At 73.1% G+C, this 14,783-nt stretch carries 13 protein-coding genes; 8 read left to right on the top strand and 5 right to left on the bottom strand.

The genetic code is table 11. From position 1 onward, the window contains the following. The first annotated feature begins 138 nt into the window (after nt 1-138). From uvrB to ACFOYX_RS04690, 4 genes are all read left to right on the top strand, one after another. Nucleotides 139-2,244, top strand: coding sequence for an excinuclease ABC subunit UvrB (gene uvrB / locus ACFOYX_RS04705; RefSeq protein WP_322442072.1), 2,106 nt, complete (start codon nt 139-141; stop codon nt 2,242-2,244). Nucleotides 2,245-2,260: 16 nt separating this feature from the next. Then, nucleotides 2,261-3,088 (top strand): helix-turn-helix domain-containing protein, encoded by an 828-nt coding sequence (locus ACFOYX_RS04700; protein ID WP_322442073.1) that lies wholly within the window; start codon nt 2,261-2,263, stop codon nt 3,086-3,088. Nucleotides 3,089-3,111: 23 nt separating this feature from the next. Continuing rightward, on the top strand, nt 3,112-3,480 hold the full coding sequence (locus ACFOYX_RS04695) for a VOC family protein (protein WP_109802555.1): 369 nt from the start codon (nt 3,112-3,114) through the stop codon (nt 3,478-3,480). Nucleotides 3,481-3,667: 187 nt separating this feature from the next. Beyond that, nucleotides 3,668-4,576, top strand: a complete 909-nt coding sequence (locus tag ACFOYX_RS04690) for a helix-turn-helix transcriptional regulator (RefSeq protein WP_322442074.1) — start codon at nt 3,668-3,670, stop codon at nt 4,574-4,576. A gap of 132 nt (nt 4,577-4,708) precedes the next feature. Here ACFOYX_RS04690 and ACFOYX_RS04685 read toward each other — a convergent pair whose 3' ends face one another. Continuing rightward, entirely contained in the window at nt 4,709-5,002 is a 294-nt protein-coding gene (locus tag ACFOYX_RS04685) for an antibiotic biosynthesis monooxygenase (protein WP_322442075.1), read from the bottom strand. Between the two features lie 525 nt (nt 5,003-5,527). Here ACFOYX_RS04685 and ACFOYX_RS04680 point away from each other — a divergent pair. Continuing rightward, nucleotides 5,528-6,526, top strand: coding sequence for a TerC family protein (locus tag ACFOYX_RS04680; protein ID WP_322442076.1), 999 nt, complete (start codon nt 5,528-5,530; stop codon nt 6,524-6,526). 60 nt (nt 6,527-6,586) lie between these two features. Here the strand turns inward: ACFOYX_RS04680 and ACFOYX_RS04675 are convergent, their stop codons facing one another. After that, nucleotides 6,587-7,504, bottom strand: a complete 918-nt coding sequence (locus ACFOYX_RS04675; protein ID WP_322442077.1) for a C40 family peptidase — start codon at nt 7,502-7,504, stop codon at nt 6,587-6,589. Between the two features lie 58 nt (nt 7,505-7,562). After that, nucleotides 7,563-8,663 carry a dipeptide epimerase gene (locus tag ACFOYX_RS04670; RefSeq protein WP_322442078.1) on the bottom strand — a complete coding sequence of 367 codons (1,101 nt, stop codon included), beginning with the start codon at nt 8,661-8,663 and terminating at the stop codon, nt 7,563-7,565. A 44-nt stretch (nt 8,664-8,707) separates the two neighbouring features. On the opposite strand from ACFOYX_RS04670, the gene ACFOYX_RS04665 reads away from it, so the two are divergent. After that, nucleotides 8,708-9,505, top strand: coding sequence for a tyrosine-protein phosphatase (locus ACFOYX_RS04665; protein ID WP_322442079.1), 798 nt, complete (start codon nt 8,708-8,710; stop codon nt 9,503-9,505). A 41-nt stretch (nt 9,506-9,546) separates the two neighbouring features. On the opposite strand, the gene ACFOYX_RS04660 is transcribed toward ACFOYX_RS04665, so the two are convergent. Continuing rightward, entirely contained in the window at nt 9,547-10,419 is an 873-nt protein-coding gene (locus tag ACFOYX_RS04660) for a serine hydrolase (RefSeq protein ID WP_322442080.1), read from the bottom strand. Between the two features lie 72 nt (nt 10,420-10,491). Here ACFOYX_RS04660 and ACFOYX_RS04655 point away from each other — a divergent pair, with 72 nt between their 5' ends. Next, nucleotides 10,492-11,160: a methyltransferase domain-containing protein gene (locus ACFOYX_RS04655; RefSeq protein ID WP_322442081.1), complete on the top strand. Its 669-nt coding sequence runs from the start codon at nt 10,492-10,494 to the stop codon at nt 11,158-11,160. 139 nt (nt 11,161-11,299) lie between these two features. On the opposite strand, the gene typA is transcribed toward ACFOYX_RS04655, so the two are convergent. Continuing rightward, on the bottom strand, nt 11,300-13,168 hold the full coding sequence (typA, locus tag ACFOYX_RS04650) for a translational GTPase TypA (protein ID WP_322442082.1): 1,869 nt from the start codon (nt 13,166-13,168) through the stop codon (nt 11,300-11,302). Nucleotides 13,169-13,304: 136 nt separating this feature from the next. Here typA and ACFOYX_RS04645 point away from each other — a divergent pair, with 136 nt between their 5' ends. Next, nucleotides 13,305-14,717, top strand: coding sequence for a DedA family protein (locus ACFOYX_RS04645; protein WP_322442083.1), 1,413 nt, complete (start codon nt 13,305-13,307; stop codon nt 14,715-14,717). Nucleotides 14,718-14,783: the final 66 nt, after the last annotated feature.

Here is a 14,783-nt window from a genome sequence, read left to right as displayed (position 1 = left end):
CCCGGTCGGCCGCCGCGAGCGGCCTACGTGAAGAGCCTAGCCGCGTGAGATGTGGCACACAATGGGAATATCGAAGCCGATCACGGACCCTCCGTGGTCGGCCGGGAAGTGTCGGACCTGCGGCGTACCGTTGTGGTCATGGCGCTCGACATTCCCCGGCTCGACGGCCGCTTCCAGGTCGTCAGCGAGTTTCAGCCGGCCGGCGACCAGCCGGCAGCCATCGACGATCTTGAGCGCCGGGTCCGGCGCGGCGACCGCAACACGGTGCTTCTCGGCGCGACCGGCACCGGCAAGAGCGCCACCACGGCGTGGCTGGTCGAGCGGCTGCAGCGGCCGACCCTGGTGCTCGCCCCCAACAAGACCCTCTGCGCCCAGCTGGCCAAGGAGTTCAGCGAGCTGCTCCCGCACAACGCGGTGGAGTATTTCGTCTCCTACTACGACTACTACCAGCCCGAGGCGTACATTCCGCAGACCGACACCTACATCGAGAAGGACTCCTCGATCAACGAGGAGGTCGAGCGGCTGCGGCACAAGGCGACCATGTCGCTGCTCACCCGGCGCGACACGATCGTGGTGGCGACGGTCTCGGCGATCTACGGCCTGGGCACCCCCGAGGAATACCTCGAGCGGGCCGTCCGGGTCGCCGTCGGTCAGGAGATCGAGCGGGACAAGCTGCTGCGCCGGCTGGTCGACATCCAGTACACCCGCAACGACATGGCCTTCCAGCGGGGCACCTTCCGGGTCCGCGGCGACACGCTGGAGATCATCCCGGCGTACGAGGAGCTGGCGCTGCGGATTGAGTTCTTCGGCGACGAGGTGGAGAAGCTCTACTACCTCAACCCGCTCACCGGCGACGTGGTCCGGGAGGTCGACCACCTGCTGATCTTCCCGGCCACCCACTACGCGGCCGGCCCGGAGCGGATGGAGCGGGCGGTCCGCGGCATCGAGGTCGAGCTGGGCGAGCGGCTGGCCGAGCTGGAGCGGCAGGGCAAGCTGCTGGAGGCGCAGCGGCTGCGGATGCGCACCACGTACGACATCGAGATGATGCGCCAGGTCGGCTTCTGCTCCGGCATCGAGAACTACTCCATGCACATCGACGGCCGGCTGCCCGGCAGCCCGCCGCACTGCCTGCTCGACTACTTCCCGGACGACTTCCTCACCGTGGTCGACGAGTCGCACGTGACCATCCCGCAGATCGGCGGCATGTACGAGGGCGACGCGTCCCGCAAGCGGATGCTCATCGACCACGGCTTCCGGCTGCCGAGCGCGGCCGACAACCGGCCGCTGCGCTTCGACGAGTTCCTGGAGCGGGTCGGCCAGATGGTCTTCCTCTCCGCCACCCCGGGCCCGTGGGAGCTGGAGCAGGCCCAGGGTGAGTTCGTCGAGCAGGTCATCCGACCGACCGGCCTGATCGACCCCGAGGTCATCGTGAAGCCCACCAAGGGGCAGATCGACGACCTGATGCACGAGATCAAGCTACGCACCGAGCGGGACGAGCGGGTGCTGGTCACCACGCTGACCAAGAAGATGGCCGAGGACCTCTCGGACTACCTCCTGGAGAACGGCATCCGGGTGCGCTACCTGCACTCCGAGGTCGACACGCTGCGCCGGGTCGAGCTGCTGCGCGAGCTGCGCAAGGGCGACTACGACGTGCTGGTCGGCATCAACCTGCTGCGCGAGGGCCTCGACCTGCCCGAGGTGTCGCTGGTGGCGATCCTGGACGCCGACAAGGAGGGCTTCCTGCGCAGCGGCCGGTCGCTGATCCAGACCATCGGCCGTGCCGCGCGTAACGTCAGCGGCCAGGTGCACATGTACGCCGACAAGATCACCCCGTCGATGGCGGCCGCGATCGACGAGACGAACCGGCGGCGGGCCAAGCAGGTCGCGCACAACGAGGCGCACGGGATCAGCCCCGAGCCGCTGCGCAAGAAGATCCACGACATCCTCGACGACATCTACCGCGAAGCCGAGGACACCGACAGCCGGGTCGGCGGCGCGGCGCGGCAGCTCTCCCGGGGCAAGGCGCCGGTCAAGGAGACCCGCAGCCGCAGTCGGGCCGGCGGTGCCGCCCCCTCGCGGGAGGGGATGGCCCGGGCCGACCTGGCGAACCTGATCCAGGAGCTCAACGACCAGATGCTGGCCGCCGCGCGCGAGCTGCAGTTCGAGCTGGCGGCCCGGATCCGCGACGAGGTTGCCGACCTCAAGAAGGAACTGCGGGGGATGGACGCCGCCGGCGTGAGGTGACGGACGGAGGCCGGGGATGGGGACCTTGGAGGTGGTCGTCGGTCGGCCCGACGTCCGGCTGCGGCCGTTCGTCGACCGGTACGTCGGCTACCGCGAGCGGGCGGAGCTGCCGGTGGCACGCCGGCAGGCGGCCGGCGCCTTCGTGGTGCTCATCCTCGGCTGGGGCGCGCCGCTGGACGTCGTCGACCCGAGGTGCGCCGAGCGTGGGGCGCATGGCGTCGACTCCTTCGTGGCCGGCACCTTCGACGCGTACTGCCTGACCCGCACGGTCGGGGTGGGCACCGGGGTGGAGCTGCTGCTGGCGCCGTTGGCGGCCCGCCGGATCCTCGGCGTGCCGTTGGGCGAGCTGGCCAACCGGGCGGTGGCGGTGGAGCGGTTCCCCGGCGGGTGGCTCGACCGGCTTCGGTGCCGGCTCGCCGAGACGCCCGACTGGCCCGGTCGGTTCCAGCTGCTCGACGCCGCCCTGGCCGCGCGGCTGGCCGCCGCCGAGCAGGTCGATCCCCGGCTGGAGTGGGCGTGGCGACGGCTGGCCGGCAGTGCCGGGCGGGTGGGCGTCGGCCCGCTCGCCGAGGAGCTCGGCTGGAGCCGCCGTCACCTGGCCACCGTGTTCCGGCGCGAGGTGGGGCTCCCCCCGAAGACCACCGCCCGGCTGCTCCGGTTCGCGGCGGCGCACGCGGCGCTGACCGGCGACCGGCAGGCGGGCGAGGGCGCCGCGGCTGGCGCGGCCGAGCTGGCCGTCCGCCACGGCTACTGCGACCAGTCCCACCTGATCCGCGAGTTCCGGGAGTTCGCCGGGGCGACCCCGGCCAGCCTGGCCAGGTCACATTCGTCCAATCCGGGGTGACCGGCGGGGCGCACACTGGCGGAATGCGAACCATCTATCCGATCTTCAGGTATCCCGATGCCCGCGCCGCCATCGACTGGCTCTGCACCGCGTTCGGTTTCACTGTCCACGCGGTGCACGAGGCCCCGGACGGCTCGGTGGCGCACGCCGAGCTCACCCTGGACACCGGCATGATCATGCTCGGCGAGCGGTCCGGGCCGCGGCCCCGACCGGCCGACGACGACTGGTCGGTCTACGTCGCGCTCGACGATGTCGACGCGCACTGCGCGCGCGCCCGCGCCGCGGGCGCCGAGATCGTCCGGGAACCCTTCGACACCGACTACGGCTCCCGCGACTACGCCGCCCGCGACCTCGCCGGCCACGTCTGGTCGTTCGGCAGCTACCGGCCCTGATCCGGCCGAGACCGAGGCGGGGCGGGTCGAGCACCGGGAAGGGCTGGAGGCGTCCGCCGTGGCCCCGGGTCGCCGATGCGCCCCAAGGCCGATCCCATGCCGCGCACCCGACCGCCGGTCGCACTCCGCAAGGGAGGTATTGCCCTGAGTGACGGCCGTGCGTACTCTCCGTCGGTGGGAGGCTGGAATGCCGTTGTCAGCAAGTCCTGTCATCCGGCGGGTGCGGCTCGGTGCCGAGCTGCGCCGGCTGCGTCACCGGGAGTCGCTCACCCTGGAGCAGGTCTGCGGCCGGCTCGGCTGGGCGTCCACGTCCAAGTTGTCGCGGATCGAGCTGGGGCAGAGCCGGCCGGATCTGGCCGACGTGCTCGACCTGCTCGACGTCTACGCGGTGCCGCCGGGCCAGCGGGAGGCGCTCATCGTCATCGCCCGGGACGCGGCGACCGGCCGCGGCTGGTCGAAGGCGCTCGGCGAGATGGGGGAGCGGCAGCGGGCGTACGCGGAGTTGGAAGCGGGCGTCGCCCGCCTCGTGGAGTACCAGCCCGCCGTGGTGCCCGGGCTGCTCCAGACCCCGGCGTACGCGCGCCTGCGGGTGACCGCCGGCGCGCTGCTCGACGACGAGGTGGACGTCGAGGCCGACGTGCGGGCCCGGCTCGCGCGGCAGGAGGTGCTGCGCCGGGCGGACCCACCCGACTACACCGCGCTGCTCGACGAGCGGGCCTGTGACCGCGGCGGCACGCCGGTCGAGGTCTGGCGGGAGCAGCTGCGGCACCTGGTGGCCCTCGCCGACCGGCCGAACGTCACCGTCCGGCTGGTGGCGCGGGACGCCGCGCCCCACGGCGGCATCCACCCGTTGACCGGGTTCTCGCACTACGCGTTCCCGGACCCGGCCGATCCGCGGACCGTGCTGGTGGAGACGCTCACCAGCGACCTGCGCCTGGTGACCGATACCGAGGTGACCCGGTACGAGCGGCTGGTCGAGTGGTTGCTCGCGGTCGCGCTGCCGGCCGACGAGACGGCGGAGCTGCTGGCCCGGTGGGCCGAGCAGCCGGTGGTGCCGCGCCCCCGCGCCGCGCCGGACGTCCCGAACGGCCGCTGACCTGGCCCGGACCGGTCACTGGCCACCCCCGCACGGGGTGTCGGCGCGCGGCCACCGGGCCCGGCGCCCCCGATGCCCGTCGGGACCGGCGGCCGGCGCGTCGCACGCACGCTAACCGGGGGGTACGACAGGTCAGGCCGGCACGTCGACGAAGTGCTCGACCAGGGGCGGGCCGGCGAAGTGCGGGCCGATCAGCGCGCGCCACTGCGGGAACCGGTCGCTCTGCCGGAAGTTGACGTCGTGCGCCTCGACCGAGTCCCATTCGACCAGCAGCACGAACCGGGAGGGGGACTCGACGCCCCGGGTCATCCGGGCCGAGCGGCAGCCCTCCGTGCCGGTAAGGATCGGGTACGCCTGCGCGTACGCGGCGGCGAAGGCGTCCTCGTGCCCGGGCGTTACGTCGATCAGCGCGACCTCAAGAACCATTCCCGAAGCCTCGCACGGCGCCCGTGCCGCGTGGGGGCAGGGGTCTTGCAGCAGGCCGCCGAACTGCGGGGTGCCGGTGGTGGAGCTGCGTGGGCGGCACGCCGAGCGGCTGGCCACGGCGGTGGCGGCCGGCTGGCCGCTCGCCGACCCGCTCCAGCCCGCCTCCTGAGGCGCCCGCTGCGCGCCTTCCGAAGGCACACCTAGCCTCCTAGGATGCCGTAGCGGGCGCGGCCCGCGGCACGCCGAAAAGTGATCCCATCGTCAATCGGGGCCGCCGGAGATGCGCCGGCCACCCCGGATGGTGAAGAATGGCGGCCGAGGAGGGGAGTATTCCCCCGCGACGGAGTCGTCAGCACGGACGGCCGCCGACCCTGGCGGCACGACCCGGCTCCGTCGGTCAGTGGCCCGTCACCGGGTCGGTGGCGGAAGAGACCTCCGACAGTCACCAGAGTCAGCGTCGACGCACCCCGGCCCCTCACCCGGCGTACGGTGTGCCCGACGCTGCGTGTCTGCCGGAGGATGGAATTGAACGTGTCCGGATGGGTGTGGGCTGGGACTCTCGTCGCGATGACGGCGGTCCTGCTCGTCGACCTCTTCATCATCGGTCGGCGCCCCCACGAGCCCAGTGTGCGGGAGTCGAGCCTCTGGGTCGGCTTCTACGTCGGGTTGGCCCTGCTCTTCGGGGTCGGCCTCTGGCTCACCTCCGGCCCCAGCGCGGCCGGCCAGTTCTACACCGGGTGGCTCACCGAGTACAGCCTCTCGGTGGACAACCTCTTCGTCTTCGTGATCATCATGGCCCGGTTCGGGGTGCCCCGGCAGTACCAGCAGAAGGTGCTGCTCGTCGGCATCGTGCTGGCACTGGTCATGCGGGGCGGCTTCATCGCCGCCGGCGCCGCGCTGATCGCCCAGTTCTCCTGGGTCTTCTACATCTTCGGCGCGTTCCTGATCTACACCGCGGTCAACCTGGCCCGGCAGGGCGAGCCGGACGAGGACGAGTTCAGCGAGAACCTGCTGATCCGGTGGAGCCGCAAGGCGCTGCCGATCTCCCGGGACTTCGACGGCGCGAAGATGACCACCCACCAGAACGGCCGGCGGCTCTTCACCCCGATGCTGATCGTGATGATCGCGATCGGCACCACCGACCTGATCTTCGCCCTCGACTCGATTCCCGCGATCTTCGGCATCACCCAGCAGCCGTACCTGGTCTTCACCGCGAACGTCTTCGCGCTGATGGGGCTGCGACAGCTCTACTTCCTGCTCGGCGGGCTGCTGGACCGGCTGATCTACCTCAGCTACGGCCTGGCCGTGGTGCTCGGCTTCATCGGGGTGAAGCTGGTGCTGGAGGCCCTCGCCGACAACAACCTGCCGTTCGTCAACGGCGGCCGGCACGTCGGCTGGGCTCCGCACATCCCGATCTGGCTCTCCCTGACGGTCATCCTCGGCACGCTGGCCGTGGCCACCGCGGCGAGCCTGGTCAAGTCGTCCCGGGACCGACGCCGCGAGCTGGCCGCAGCCCGGCGCTGAGCCCGCAGTCGAGGAAAGGGGCGCTCCCGTCGTCGGGAGCGCCCCTTTTCCGCGTACAGGTCAGACGCGGTGCGCGCCCACCAGGGTGGCCTCCCGGTCGGGGGGAAGCCGCTCCTCGACCACCCGGCGCTGGAGGTAGCAAGCGTGCAGCATCCGCCGGTCGTCGCCGTGCGGGTCGGTGCTGACGATGCCGACGTGGTGGATCTGGCGGCCGGGCCGGGCGAAGAAGTAGAGATCGCCGGGGCGTTCGTCGCCGAGCGCCAGCGGGGTGGTCGCCCCGGCCTGGGCGTGGGCGTCCCGGGGGAGCGTCAACCCGAACCGGCGCCAGGCCAGGCGCACCAGACCGGAGCAGTCGATGCCGTGGCTGGAGAGGCCGCCCCAGATGTAGACGAGGCCGCGGAGGCGGTCGGCGACGGCCAGGGCCTCCTTGGCCTCCGGCCGCTCCTGCGGGAGCGGGACCACGTCGGTCTCGGCGACCCAGAGCGGGTCGACGCGACCGGGAACGTGGCACGGCAGCCAGCCGTCGAAGAGCGGTCCGGCCCGGAACAGTCGGGTGCCGAGCCCCACCCCGGCCAGCGCCGGCGGGCCGCCGGGCGTGGCGTGCAGGTCGGTGGCGAGGGCGTCGACCACGAACTGCGGGGACCGCTGCCGTTCGGGCCGGAGCGGAGCCAGCTGGGCGGCGGGCAGCCAGCCCGGGTAGCCGCGCGGGTCGAGCTGCGCGGCCGGCTGCTCGACGGCGACCACGTGCGCCCAGCCGTCGGCGCGCAGCTCGGTGACGAGCACCCGCTCACCGAGCAGCAGTTGGCTGAGCACGCAGTCGCCGACCTGCTGGTCGTGGTCGAGGCCGGCGATCCAGGCCGGGACGTCCGGGTCGCCGGCGAGGGCGGGGCCGTCGACCGGCCGGACCGCCTCGGGGGCGGCCCAGAGGGTCGCCACCGGGACCCGGACGACGGCCTCGCGGCCCGGTTGCAGCTCCACGTCCACCCCCACCTCGCGCCGCTGTCTCCCGCGACCCTATGAAAGATTCCAACGGCCATCAACTGCGGGTCTGCATCTTTGCTTCAGTCGCCACCGAGGTGACACCGAGACCGGGGGCGTCCGGCAGCACGACGGTGGCGCCGTCGTACCGGATCCCGTCCCGCACCGGTGACCAGGCCAGCCACCAGGCGGCGTCCAGGTCCGACACCGCCGTGGTGCCGTAGGCCGCGACCAGGCTGGCCGCGGCGCCCACGCCGATCTGACTCTCCATCATCGAGCCGACGATCGTGCCCATCCCGTACGCGGCGGCCAGGTCGAGCAGCGTGCGGGCCGGGTGCAGGCCGCCGCACTTGGCGAGCTTGACGTTCACCATGTCGGCCGCCCGGCGGCGGATCACCTCGACCAGGTCGCGCACGCCGAAGACCGACTCGTCGGCGAGGATCGGCAGGTCGACGCGGTCGCTGACCCAGGCCAGCCCGTCCAGGTCCCAGCGGGCGACGGGCTGCTCGACCAGCTCGACGTCGAGGCCGGCGTCCTCGATGCCGCGGATCACCCGGACCGCCTCGCGCGGGGTCCAACCCTGGTTCGCGTCCAGCCGGATCCGCACCCCCGGCCCCACCGCGGAACGGACCGCGCGTACCCGGTCCAGGTCCCCGCTGGCGTCGGTGCCGACCTTCAGCTTGAGCACGTCGAACCCTTCGGCCCGGCGCTGCTTGGCCGCGTTGGCCAGGTCCATCGCGTCGCCGGCGGCCAGGGTGACGTCCGTCGGGACCCGCCGGGTGGTGCCGCCGAGCAACCGGACCAGCGGTACGCCGAGCCGCCGGGCGGCCAGGTCATGCAGCGCCACGTCGACGGCGCCCTTGGCGGACTCGTTGCCGGCCACCGCCCGTTGCACCTCGGCGCACCGGGCCACCAGGTCGTCGGCGTCCCGCCCGAGCAGGGCCGGCACGATCATCTCCCGGACGCACGCCTCCGCGCCGGCGATGGACGCGCCGGTCACCTGCCAGACCTGCGGCGCCTCGCCGAAACCGGACCGCCCGTCGTCGTCGATCACCTCGACGACCAGGGTGTCCACGGTGGTGGTTCGGCGCAGCGCGGTGACGAACGGGGTGTGTAACGGGGCGGAAAGCCGGTGGGTGCGTACCGCGGCGATCGTCATGTGCGGCACCCTATATGCAGGCGGGCGCGAACAGGGGAGGCCGGATGGTGCAGCGGGACTGGCAACTGGTGGGCGCGCCGAACGCCCGTGATCTGGGCGGCCTGCCCGCGGCGGACGGGCGGCGGGTGCGGGCCGGCCGGCTGATCCGCACCGCGGCGCTGGGCCGGTTGACCGACGAGGACCTGCCGGTGCTGGGCAAGCTGGCGCCGGCCTGCGTGGTGGACCTGCGGGGCGCCGCCGAGCAGGAGGTCGCCCCGCCGGACCGCGTGGTCGGCGAGCCCCGGGTGGTGCACCTGCCGGTGTACGACCCGGCGCACCCGGTCTTCACGTACGTCTCGGCGGTGCTGCTCGGCCACGACCTGGACGCGTACGACGAGCTGGCCCGCGAGGGCATGCCGGCGGCGATGGCGCGGATCTACCGGTGGTTCGTCACCGGGGAGGCGGCCCGGGCCGGTTTCGGGGCGGCGGTGCGGCTGGCGGCCGAGGAGCGGAACCTGCCCCTGCTGTTCCACTGTTCGGCCGGCAAGGACCGCACCGGCTGGCTGGCCGTCGTCCTGCTCACCGCGCTCGGGGTGGACGAGGCGACGATCCGGGCGGACTACCTGCGGCACAACGAGCTGACCGAGAGCCTGCGCGAGGTGCTGCTGGCCGCGATGACCCGGCGGCAGCCGGAGCTCCACCCGGCGACGGCCCGGCCGCTGCTGGAGGTGCGGGCGGAGTACCTCGACGCCGCGTACGACGAGGTGCGGCGGGTGCACGGCTCGTTCGGGGCGTACCTGCGCGACGGGCTGGGCGTGACCGACGAGGTGGTCGCCGCGCTGCGGGACAACCTGCTCGACTGAGGCGTCCCGCCGGGGCGGGACCGTTCCGGCCGGCGGGAGCGTCAGGCGGCGCCGGCCAGGGTGTGGCGGGCGTCCCAGACGCGGGCGGAGATGTCGGCGATCAGGCGGCAGGCGTCGTCCTCGACCCCCTCGCCGGTCGGCCCGCCGTCGGCCAGGTCGGTGGTGGTGCAGACGACGATCGCGTACGGCGGGGCGTCGGTCGGGAAGACCACCCCGGCGCCGTGCCGTATCCCGCGTACCCAGCCGTTCTTGTGCGCGATCCGGGTGCCCTCGGGCAGCCCGGCGGCGAGGTCCTCCCGGTGCTCCTGGGCGAACAGCACGTCCAGCATCGCGGCGCAGCTCGCCGGGGCGGCGAGCGGGCCCGGACGGTCGACGCCGGCCGCCAGCCCGCCGAGCAGGGCGGCGAGGTCGGCGGCGGTGACCAGGTTGGTGATGCCGGCCTCCCGGGCGGCGAAGTCCTCGATGCCCCGGCCGGTGACGCTGTGCCGGGCCCCGCCCAGCGCCCATGCCTGCGCCACGGCCGGCAGCCCGACATGGCCGAGCACGATGTTGGTGGCCAGGTTGCTGGAGCGCACGATCATCCGCTCGGCGAGCCAGCGCAGCGGCGCGGTGCCGCCGACCCGGTCCCACACGGCGTCGTCGTTGTCGTAGTCCCGGGTGCAGGAGAACCGGGGCGCGCCCGGCAGCGCGGAGTCGAACGCGTTGCGCACCGGGATCGGCGCGTCCAGGCCGAGGGTGCCGGCCTCGGCGGCCCGGTGCAGCGCCACCAGCACGGCCGCCTTCATGGTGCTGGCGGCGTAGTGGGTGGCGTCCGGCTGCCGGGTCCAGGTCGGTCGGGCGTCCAGCCGCCCCACGTACGCGGAGACGGTGCCGGGCACCTTGTCCAGGTGGGCGTCGAGGTCGTCCCAGATCATGCCGGTGAAGGTAGCCGATCATCGGGTGCGGCGGGGCAGCGGTCCACCGCCGGCAGGTCCTAACGTGCGGAGATGACGACGACCCCCGCGTACGACGAGATCGCCGACTGGTACGAGCAGTACGCCACCGACACCTCCGCCGACTACATGGACCGGGTCCGCCGGCAGCTCGCCGAGCTGCTGGGCAGCGGCCCCGGCCGCTGTCTCGACCTCTGCTGCGGCACCGGGGTGCACGCCGCCGAGCTGCGCCGGCTGGGCTGGGACCCGGTCGGCGTCGACCTCTCCGACGGGCAGCTCCGGCACGCCCGCGCCCGCCTGCCGGTGGCCCGCGCCGACGTCGCCGCGCTGCCCGTCGCCGACGGGCGCCTGCCCGCCGTCACCTGCGTGCTGGGCCACACCGACCTGCCGGACTACCGGGCGGTGATCGCCGAGGCGGCCCGGGTCCTCGCCCCGGGCGGGCGCTTCGTCCACGTCGGCGTGCACCCCTGCTTCACCGGCGCGTTCGCCGATCGGTCCGACCCCGAGCGGATCGTGATCGACGGCGGGTACGCCGAGCGGGAGCGCAGCTTCCGAGCCTGGTCGCCGCATGGTGTTCGGGCAAGGGTGGGTGCCTGGCACGTCCCGCTGGCCGACCTGCTCAACGCGGTGACCACCGCCGGCCTGACGCTGACCCGGGTCACCGAATCCGGCTCCGGCCCGGTTCCCGACATCCTCGCCCTCCAAGCCACCAAACCCACCTGACCCGCCCCGGCGTGTCATGGCGATAACTTCATGATCGCCGGGGCGGGGCGGGGCGGGGCGGGGCGGGGCGGGGGAGAGATGGCGGAGCCCGGGCCGCGTGGGGCGGTCCGGGCTCCGGTGGGTGGTGCGGGGGCTGGGGTCAGCCGGCGTGCTTGCGGCGGGCGGCCATCCGGCCCCGCTGCGTCTGGTCGAGGACGACCTTGCGGATGCGCACCGCGGTCGGGGTCACCTCGACGCACTCGTCCTCGCGGCAGAACTCGAGGGCCTGCTCCAGCGACAGCTTGCGCGGCGGGATCAGCTTCTCGGTCTCGTCCGACGTCGACGCCCGCATGTTCGTGAGCTTCTTCTCCTTGGTGATGTTGACGTCCATGTCGTCGGAGCGGGAGTTCTCCCCGACGATCATGCCCTCGTACACCTCGGTGGTCGGCTCGACGAAGAGCTGGCCGCGCTCCTGCAAGTTGATCAAGGCGAACGCGGTGACCGCCCCCGCCCGGTCGGCCACCAGCGACCCGTTGTTGCGGGTGCGCAGCTCGCCGAACCACGGCTCGTAGGACTCGAAGACGTGGTGCAGGATGCCGGTGCCCCGGGTGTCGGTGAGGAACTCGGTGCGGAAGCCGATCAGGCCGCGCGCCGGGACCAGCCACTCCATCCGGATCCAGCCGGTGCCGTGGTTGACCAGCTGCTCCATCCGGCCCTTGCGGGTCGCGAGGAGCTGCGTGATGGCGCCCAGGTACTCCTCCGGGGCGTCGATGGTCAGCCGCTCGACCGGCTCGCAGATCTTGCCGTCGATCTCCTTGGTGACCACCTGCGGCTTGCCCACGGTCAGCTCGTAGCCCTCCCGGCGCATCTGCTCGACCAGGATGGCCAGCGCCAGCTCGCCACGACCCTGCACCTCCCAGGCGTCCGGCCGCTCGGTCGGCAGGACCCGCAGCGAGACGTTGCCGACCAGCTCCTTGTCGAGCCGGTCCTTGACCATCCGCGCGGTGACCTTCGAGCCCTTGACCCGGCCGACCAGCGGCGAGGTGTTGGTGCCGATGGTCATCGAGATCGCCGGCTCGTCGACGGTGATCAGTGGCAGCGGCTGCGGGTTCTCCGCGTCGGCCAGAGTCTCACCGATCATGATCTCCGGGATGCCGGCGACCGCGATGATGTCGCCCGGGCCGGCCGAGTCGGCCGGCTTGCGCTCGAGCCCCTCGGTCATCAGCAGCTCGGAGATGCGGACCCGCTGGGTGCTGCCGTCGGTGCGGCACCAGGCCACCGTCGCGCCCTTGCGGATGGTGCCCTGCCGGACCCGGCACAGCGCGAGGCGGCCGAGGAACGGCGAGGCGTCGAGGTTGGTGACGTGCGCCTGCAGGGGCGCGTCCTCCTCGTACGCGGGCGGCGGGATGGTGTCGAGCAGGGTCCGGAACAGCGGCTCCAGGGAGCTGCTGTCGTCGGGCACCGAGCCGTCGGCTGGCTGGGTCAGCGAGGCGATGCCGTCGCGGGCGCAGGCGTAGATGATCGGGAAGTCGATCTGCTCCTCGTCGGCGTCCAGGTCGAGGAAGAGCTCGTAGGTGTCGTCCACGACCTCCTTGATCCGGGCGTCCGGCCGGTCCACCTTGTTGATCACCAGGATGATCGGCATCCGGGCGCTGAGCGCCTTGCGGAGCACGAAGCGGGTCTGCGGCAGCGGGCCCTCGCTGGCGTCGACCAGCAGGATCACTCCGTCGACCATGGTCAGGCCCCGCTCGACCTCGCCGCCGAAGTCGGCGTGGCCGGGAGTGTCGATGATGTTGATGGTGACCGGATCGGACCCGTCCGCCGGCAGGTAGTGCACGCCGGTGTTCTTGGCCAGGATGGTGATGCCCTTTTCCCGCTCCAGGTCCCCCGAGTCCATCACCCGCTCGGTCGTCTCGCCGCGGGCGCCGTAGGCGCCGGCCTGCCGCAACATGGCGTCGACCAGGGTCGTCTTGCCGTGGTCGACGTGGGCGATGATGGCGACGTTGCGGAGGTCGGTGCGAAGCTGCATACCCTCCATACTCCTGTCTGCGGTTGCCGGTGCGCGTGTCGGGGTCACCCCGAGATCGCCCGGATCTCTGCCGAAACTGCTGTTCCGACCGTTCCTGCGGCTGGCATGCTGGCCCCCGTGCGCTGCTGGGGACCGGATGCCTGACCTGCTGATGTCGCTGCAGGGCCTGCCGTCCCTGTTGATCTACCTGGTCGCCGCGACGATCGTCGCAGGTGAGACGGCGGTGATCTTCGGCTTGCTGGTGCCGGGAGAGGCGACCCTGTTGCTGGTCGGCTTCTTAGCCTACGCGGGGACGCTGCGGATTATTCCGGCGCTGCTGGTGATGACGGGTGCTGCCGTGATAGGCGACACACTGGCCTTCCGGGCCGGCCGCCGGTACGGCCCACGGCTGCGCGCCTCCGGCCTGGGCGCCCGGATCGGCCCCGAGCGCTGGCACCGGGCGGACGCGATGCTCGCCCGACTCGGCGGGCGGGGGTTCTTCGCCGCCCGCTGGGTGGCCTTCGCCCGCACCCTGGCGCCCCGGCTGGCCGGCGCGGCGGGCCTGCCGTACCGGCGGTTCGCGCCGTGGAACCTGGCCGGGGTGGTCACCTGGGTGGGCGGCTCGGTCCTGCTCGGCTACCTCGCCGGCGAGTCGTACGAGCGGGTCTCCCACCTGCTCGGCCAGGCCACCGGTGCGGTGCTGGTGCTGCTGCTCTGCCTGGTGGCCGTGGTGCTGGCCGGCCGGTGGCTGGGCCGCAACCCCGATCCGGCGCGGGCCCTGGCGTCGCGGGCCGCCGGGCTGCCGCCGCTGCGCTGGCTGCGGGCCCGGTACGGGGTGCTCTTCTTCCTGCTCACCACGCGGTTCGGACCGGCCTGGACGCTGCTGCTCAACCTCGCCGCCGGCCTGCTGCTGCTGTTCACCGCCGGGCTGGCCATCGCCTTCGCGCTGGAGGTCGGGGTCCGGTACAGCGGGCTCGCGGTGGTCGACGGCCTCCTCGCCGACTGGTTCGCCGACCGGCGTACTCCCGGGGTGGTCCACGCCGCGTCGACGGCTGCCTCGGTGCTGCGCGGGTCCGTCCTGATCGCGCTGGTCGCGCTGCTCGCCGCCGTGCTGGCCTGGCGGCACCGGCCCTGGCGGGCCGACCTGCTCAGCGTCGTCGGCACGGCGGGGGCGTTCATGCCGCTGGTGGTGCTGGCCGTGGTGGCCGATCTCACCGGACCGGGCGGGCCGGGCGACGCCGGCGTCCTGTTTCCCACCCAGAACGCGGTGGTGACGGCGAGCCTCGGCACGCTGGCCTGGCTGCTGTCCCGGGGAGCGCCGTGGCCGGCGGCGGTGGCCGCCTGGACGGTCGCGGTCGCGGGCGTGGTGGCGATCGGCGGCGCCCGGCTCTATCTGGGCTGGAGCACGGCCAGCGGCACCGCCACCTCCGTCCTGCTCGGCATGGCCTGGACGGCGGTGTTCATGGTCGCCTGGGCCACCCGGGACCGGGCGGTCGGCGACGGGGGGACGGCGGACGGCCAGACCGGTGACGAACCGACCGCGACCGCCGGCGCGAGACGCGCCCGATGACGATCCGGCCGGGAACTGCGGGCGCGCCGGAGCCGACCGACGTCGATGGGCCGGGCGGTCGCGGCG

It is taken from the genome of Micromonospora sp. GCM10011541 (assembly GCF_042650725.1).
In the GTDB taxonomy this organism is placed as follows: domain Bacteria; phylum Actinomycetota; class Actinomycetes; order Mycobacteriales; family Micromonosporaceae; genus Micromonospora; species Micromonospora sicca.
Note: the sequence above shows the minus strand (reverse complement) of the source record. Positions and strands in the feature narration are given on the sequence as shown.

Excerpts from the sequence above, each read along its gene's own strand:
- ACFOYX_RS04670 (WP_322442078.1), bottom strand. The coding sequence starts at position 8,663 with ATGACGATCGCCGCGGTACGCACCCACCGGCTTTCCGCCCCGTTACAC.
- ACFOYX_RS04695 (WP_109802555.1), top strand. The coding sequence starts at position 3,112 with ATGCGAACCATCTATCCGATCTTCAGGTATCCCGATGCCCGCGCCGCC.
- ACFOYX_RS04665 (WP_322442079.1), top strand. The coding sequence starts at position 8,708 with ATGGTGCAGCGGGACTGGCAACTGGTGGGCGCGCCGAACGCCCGTGAT.
- ACFOYX_RS04690 (WP_322442074.1), top strand. The coding sequence starts at position 3,668 with ATGCCGTTGTCAGCAAGTCCTGTCATCCGGCGGGTGCGGCTCGGTGCC.
- ACFOYX_RS04655 (WP_322442081.1), top strand. The coding sequence starts at position 10,492 with ATGACGACGACCCCCGCGTACGACGAGATCGCCGACTGGTACGAGCAG.
- ACFOYX_RS04700 (WP_322442073.1), top strand. The coding sequence starts at position 2,261 with ATGGGGACCTTGGAGGTGGTCGTCGGTCGGCCCGACGTCCGGCTGCGG.
- ACFOYX_RS04645 (WP_322442083.1), top strand. The coding sequence starts at position 13,305 with ATGCCTGACCTGCTGATGTCGCTGCAGGGCCTGCCGTCCCTGTTGATC.
- typA (WP_322442082.1), bottom strand. The coding sequence starts at position 13,168 with ATGCAGCTTCGCACCGACCTCCGCAACGTCGCCATCATCGCCCACGTC.
- ACFOYX_RS04685 (WP_322442075.1), bottom strand. The coding sequence starts at position 5,002 with ATGGTTCTTGAGGTCGCGCTGATCGACGTAACGCCCGGGCACGAGGAC.
- ACFOYX_RS04660 (WP_322442080.1), bottom strand. The coding sequence starts at position 10,419 with ATGATCTGGGACGACCTCGACGCCCACCTGGACAAGGTGCCCGGCACC.
- uvrB (WP_322442072.1), top strand. The coding sequence starts at position 139 with ATGGCGCTCGACATTCCCCGGCTCGACGGCCGCTTCCAGGTCGTCAGC.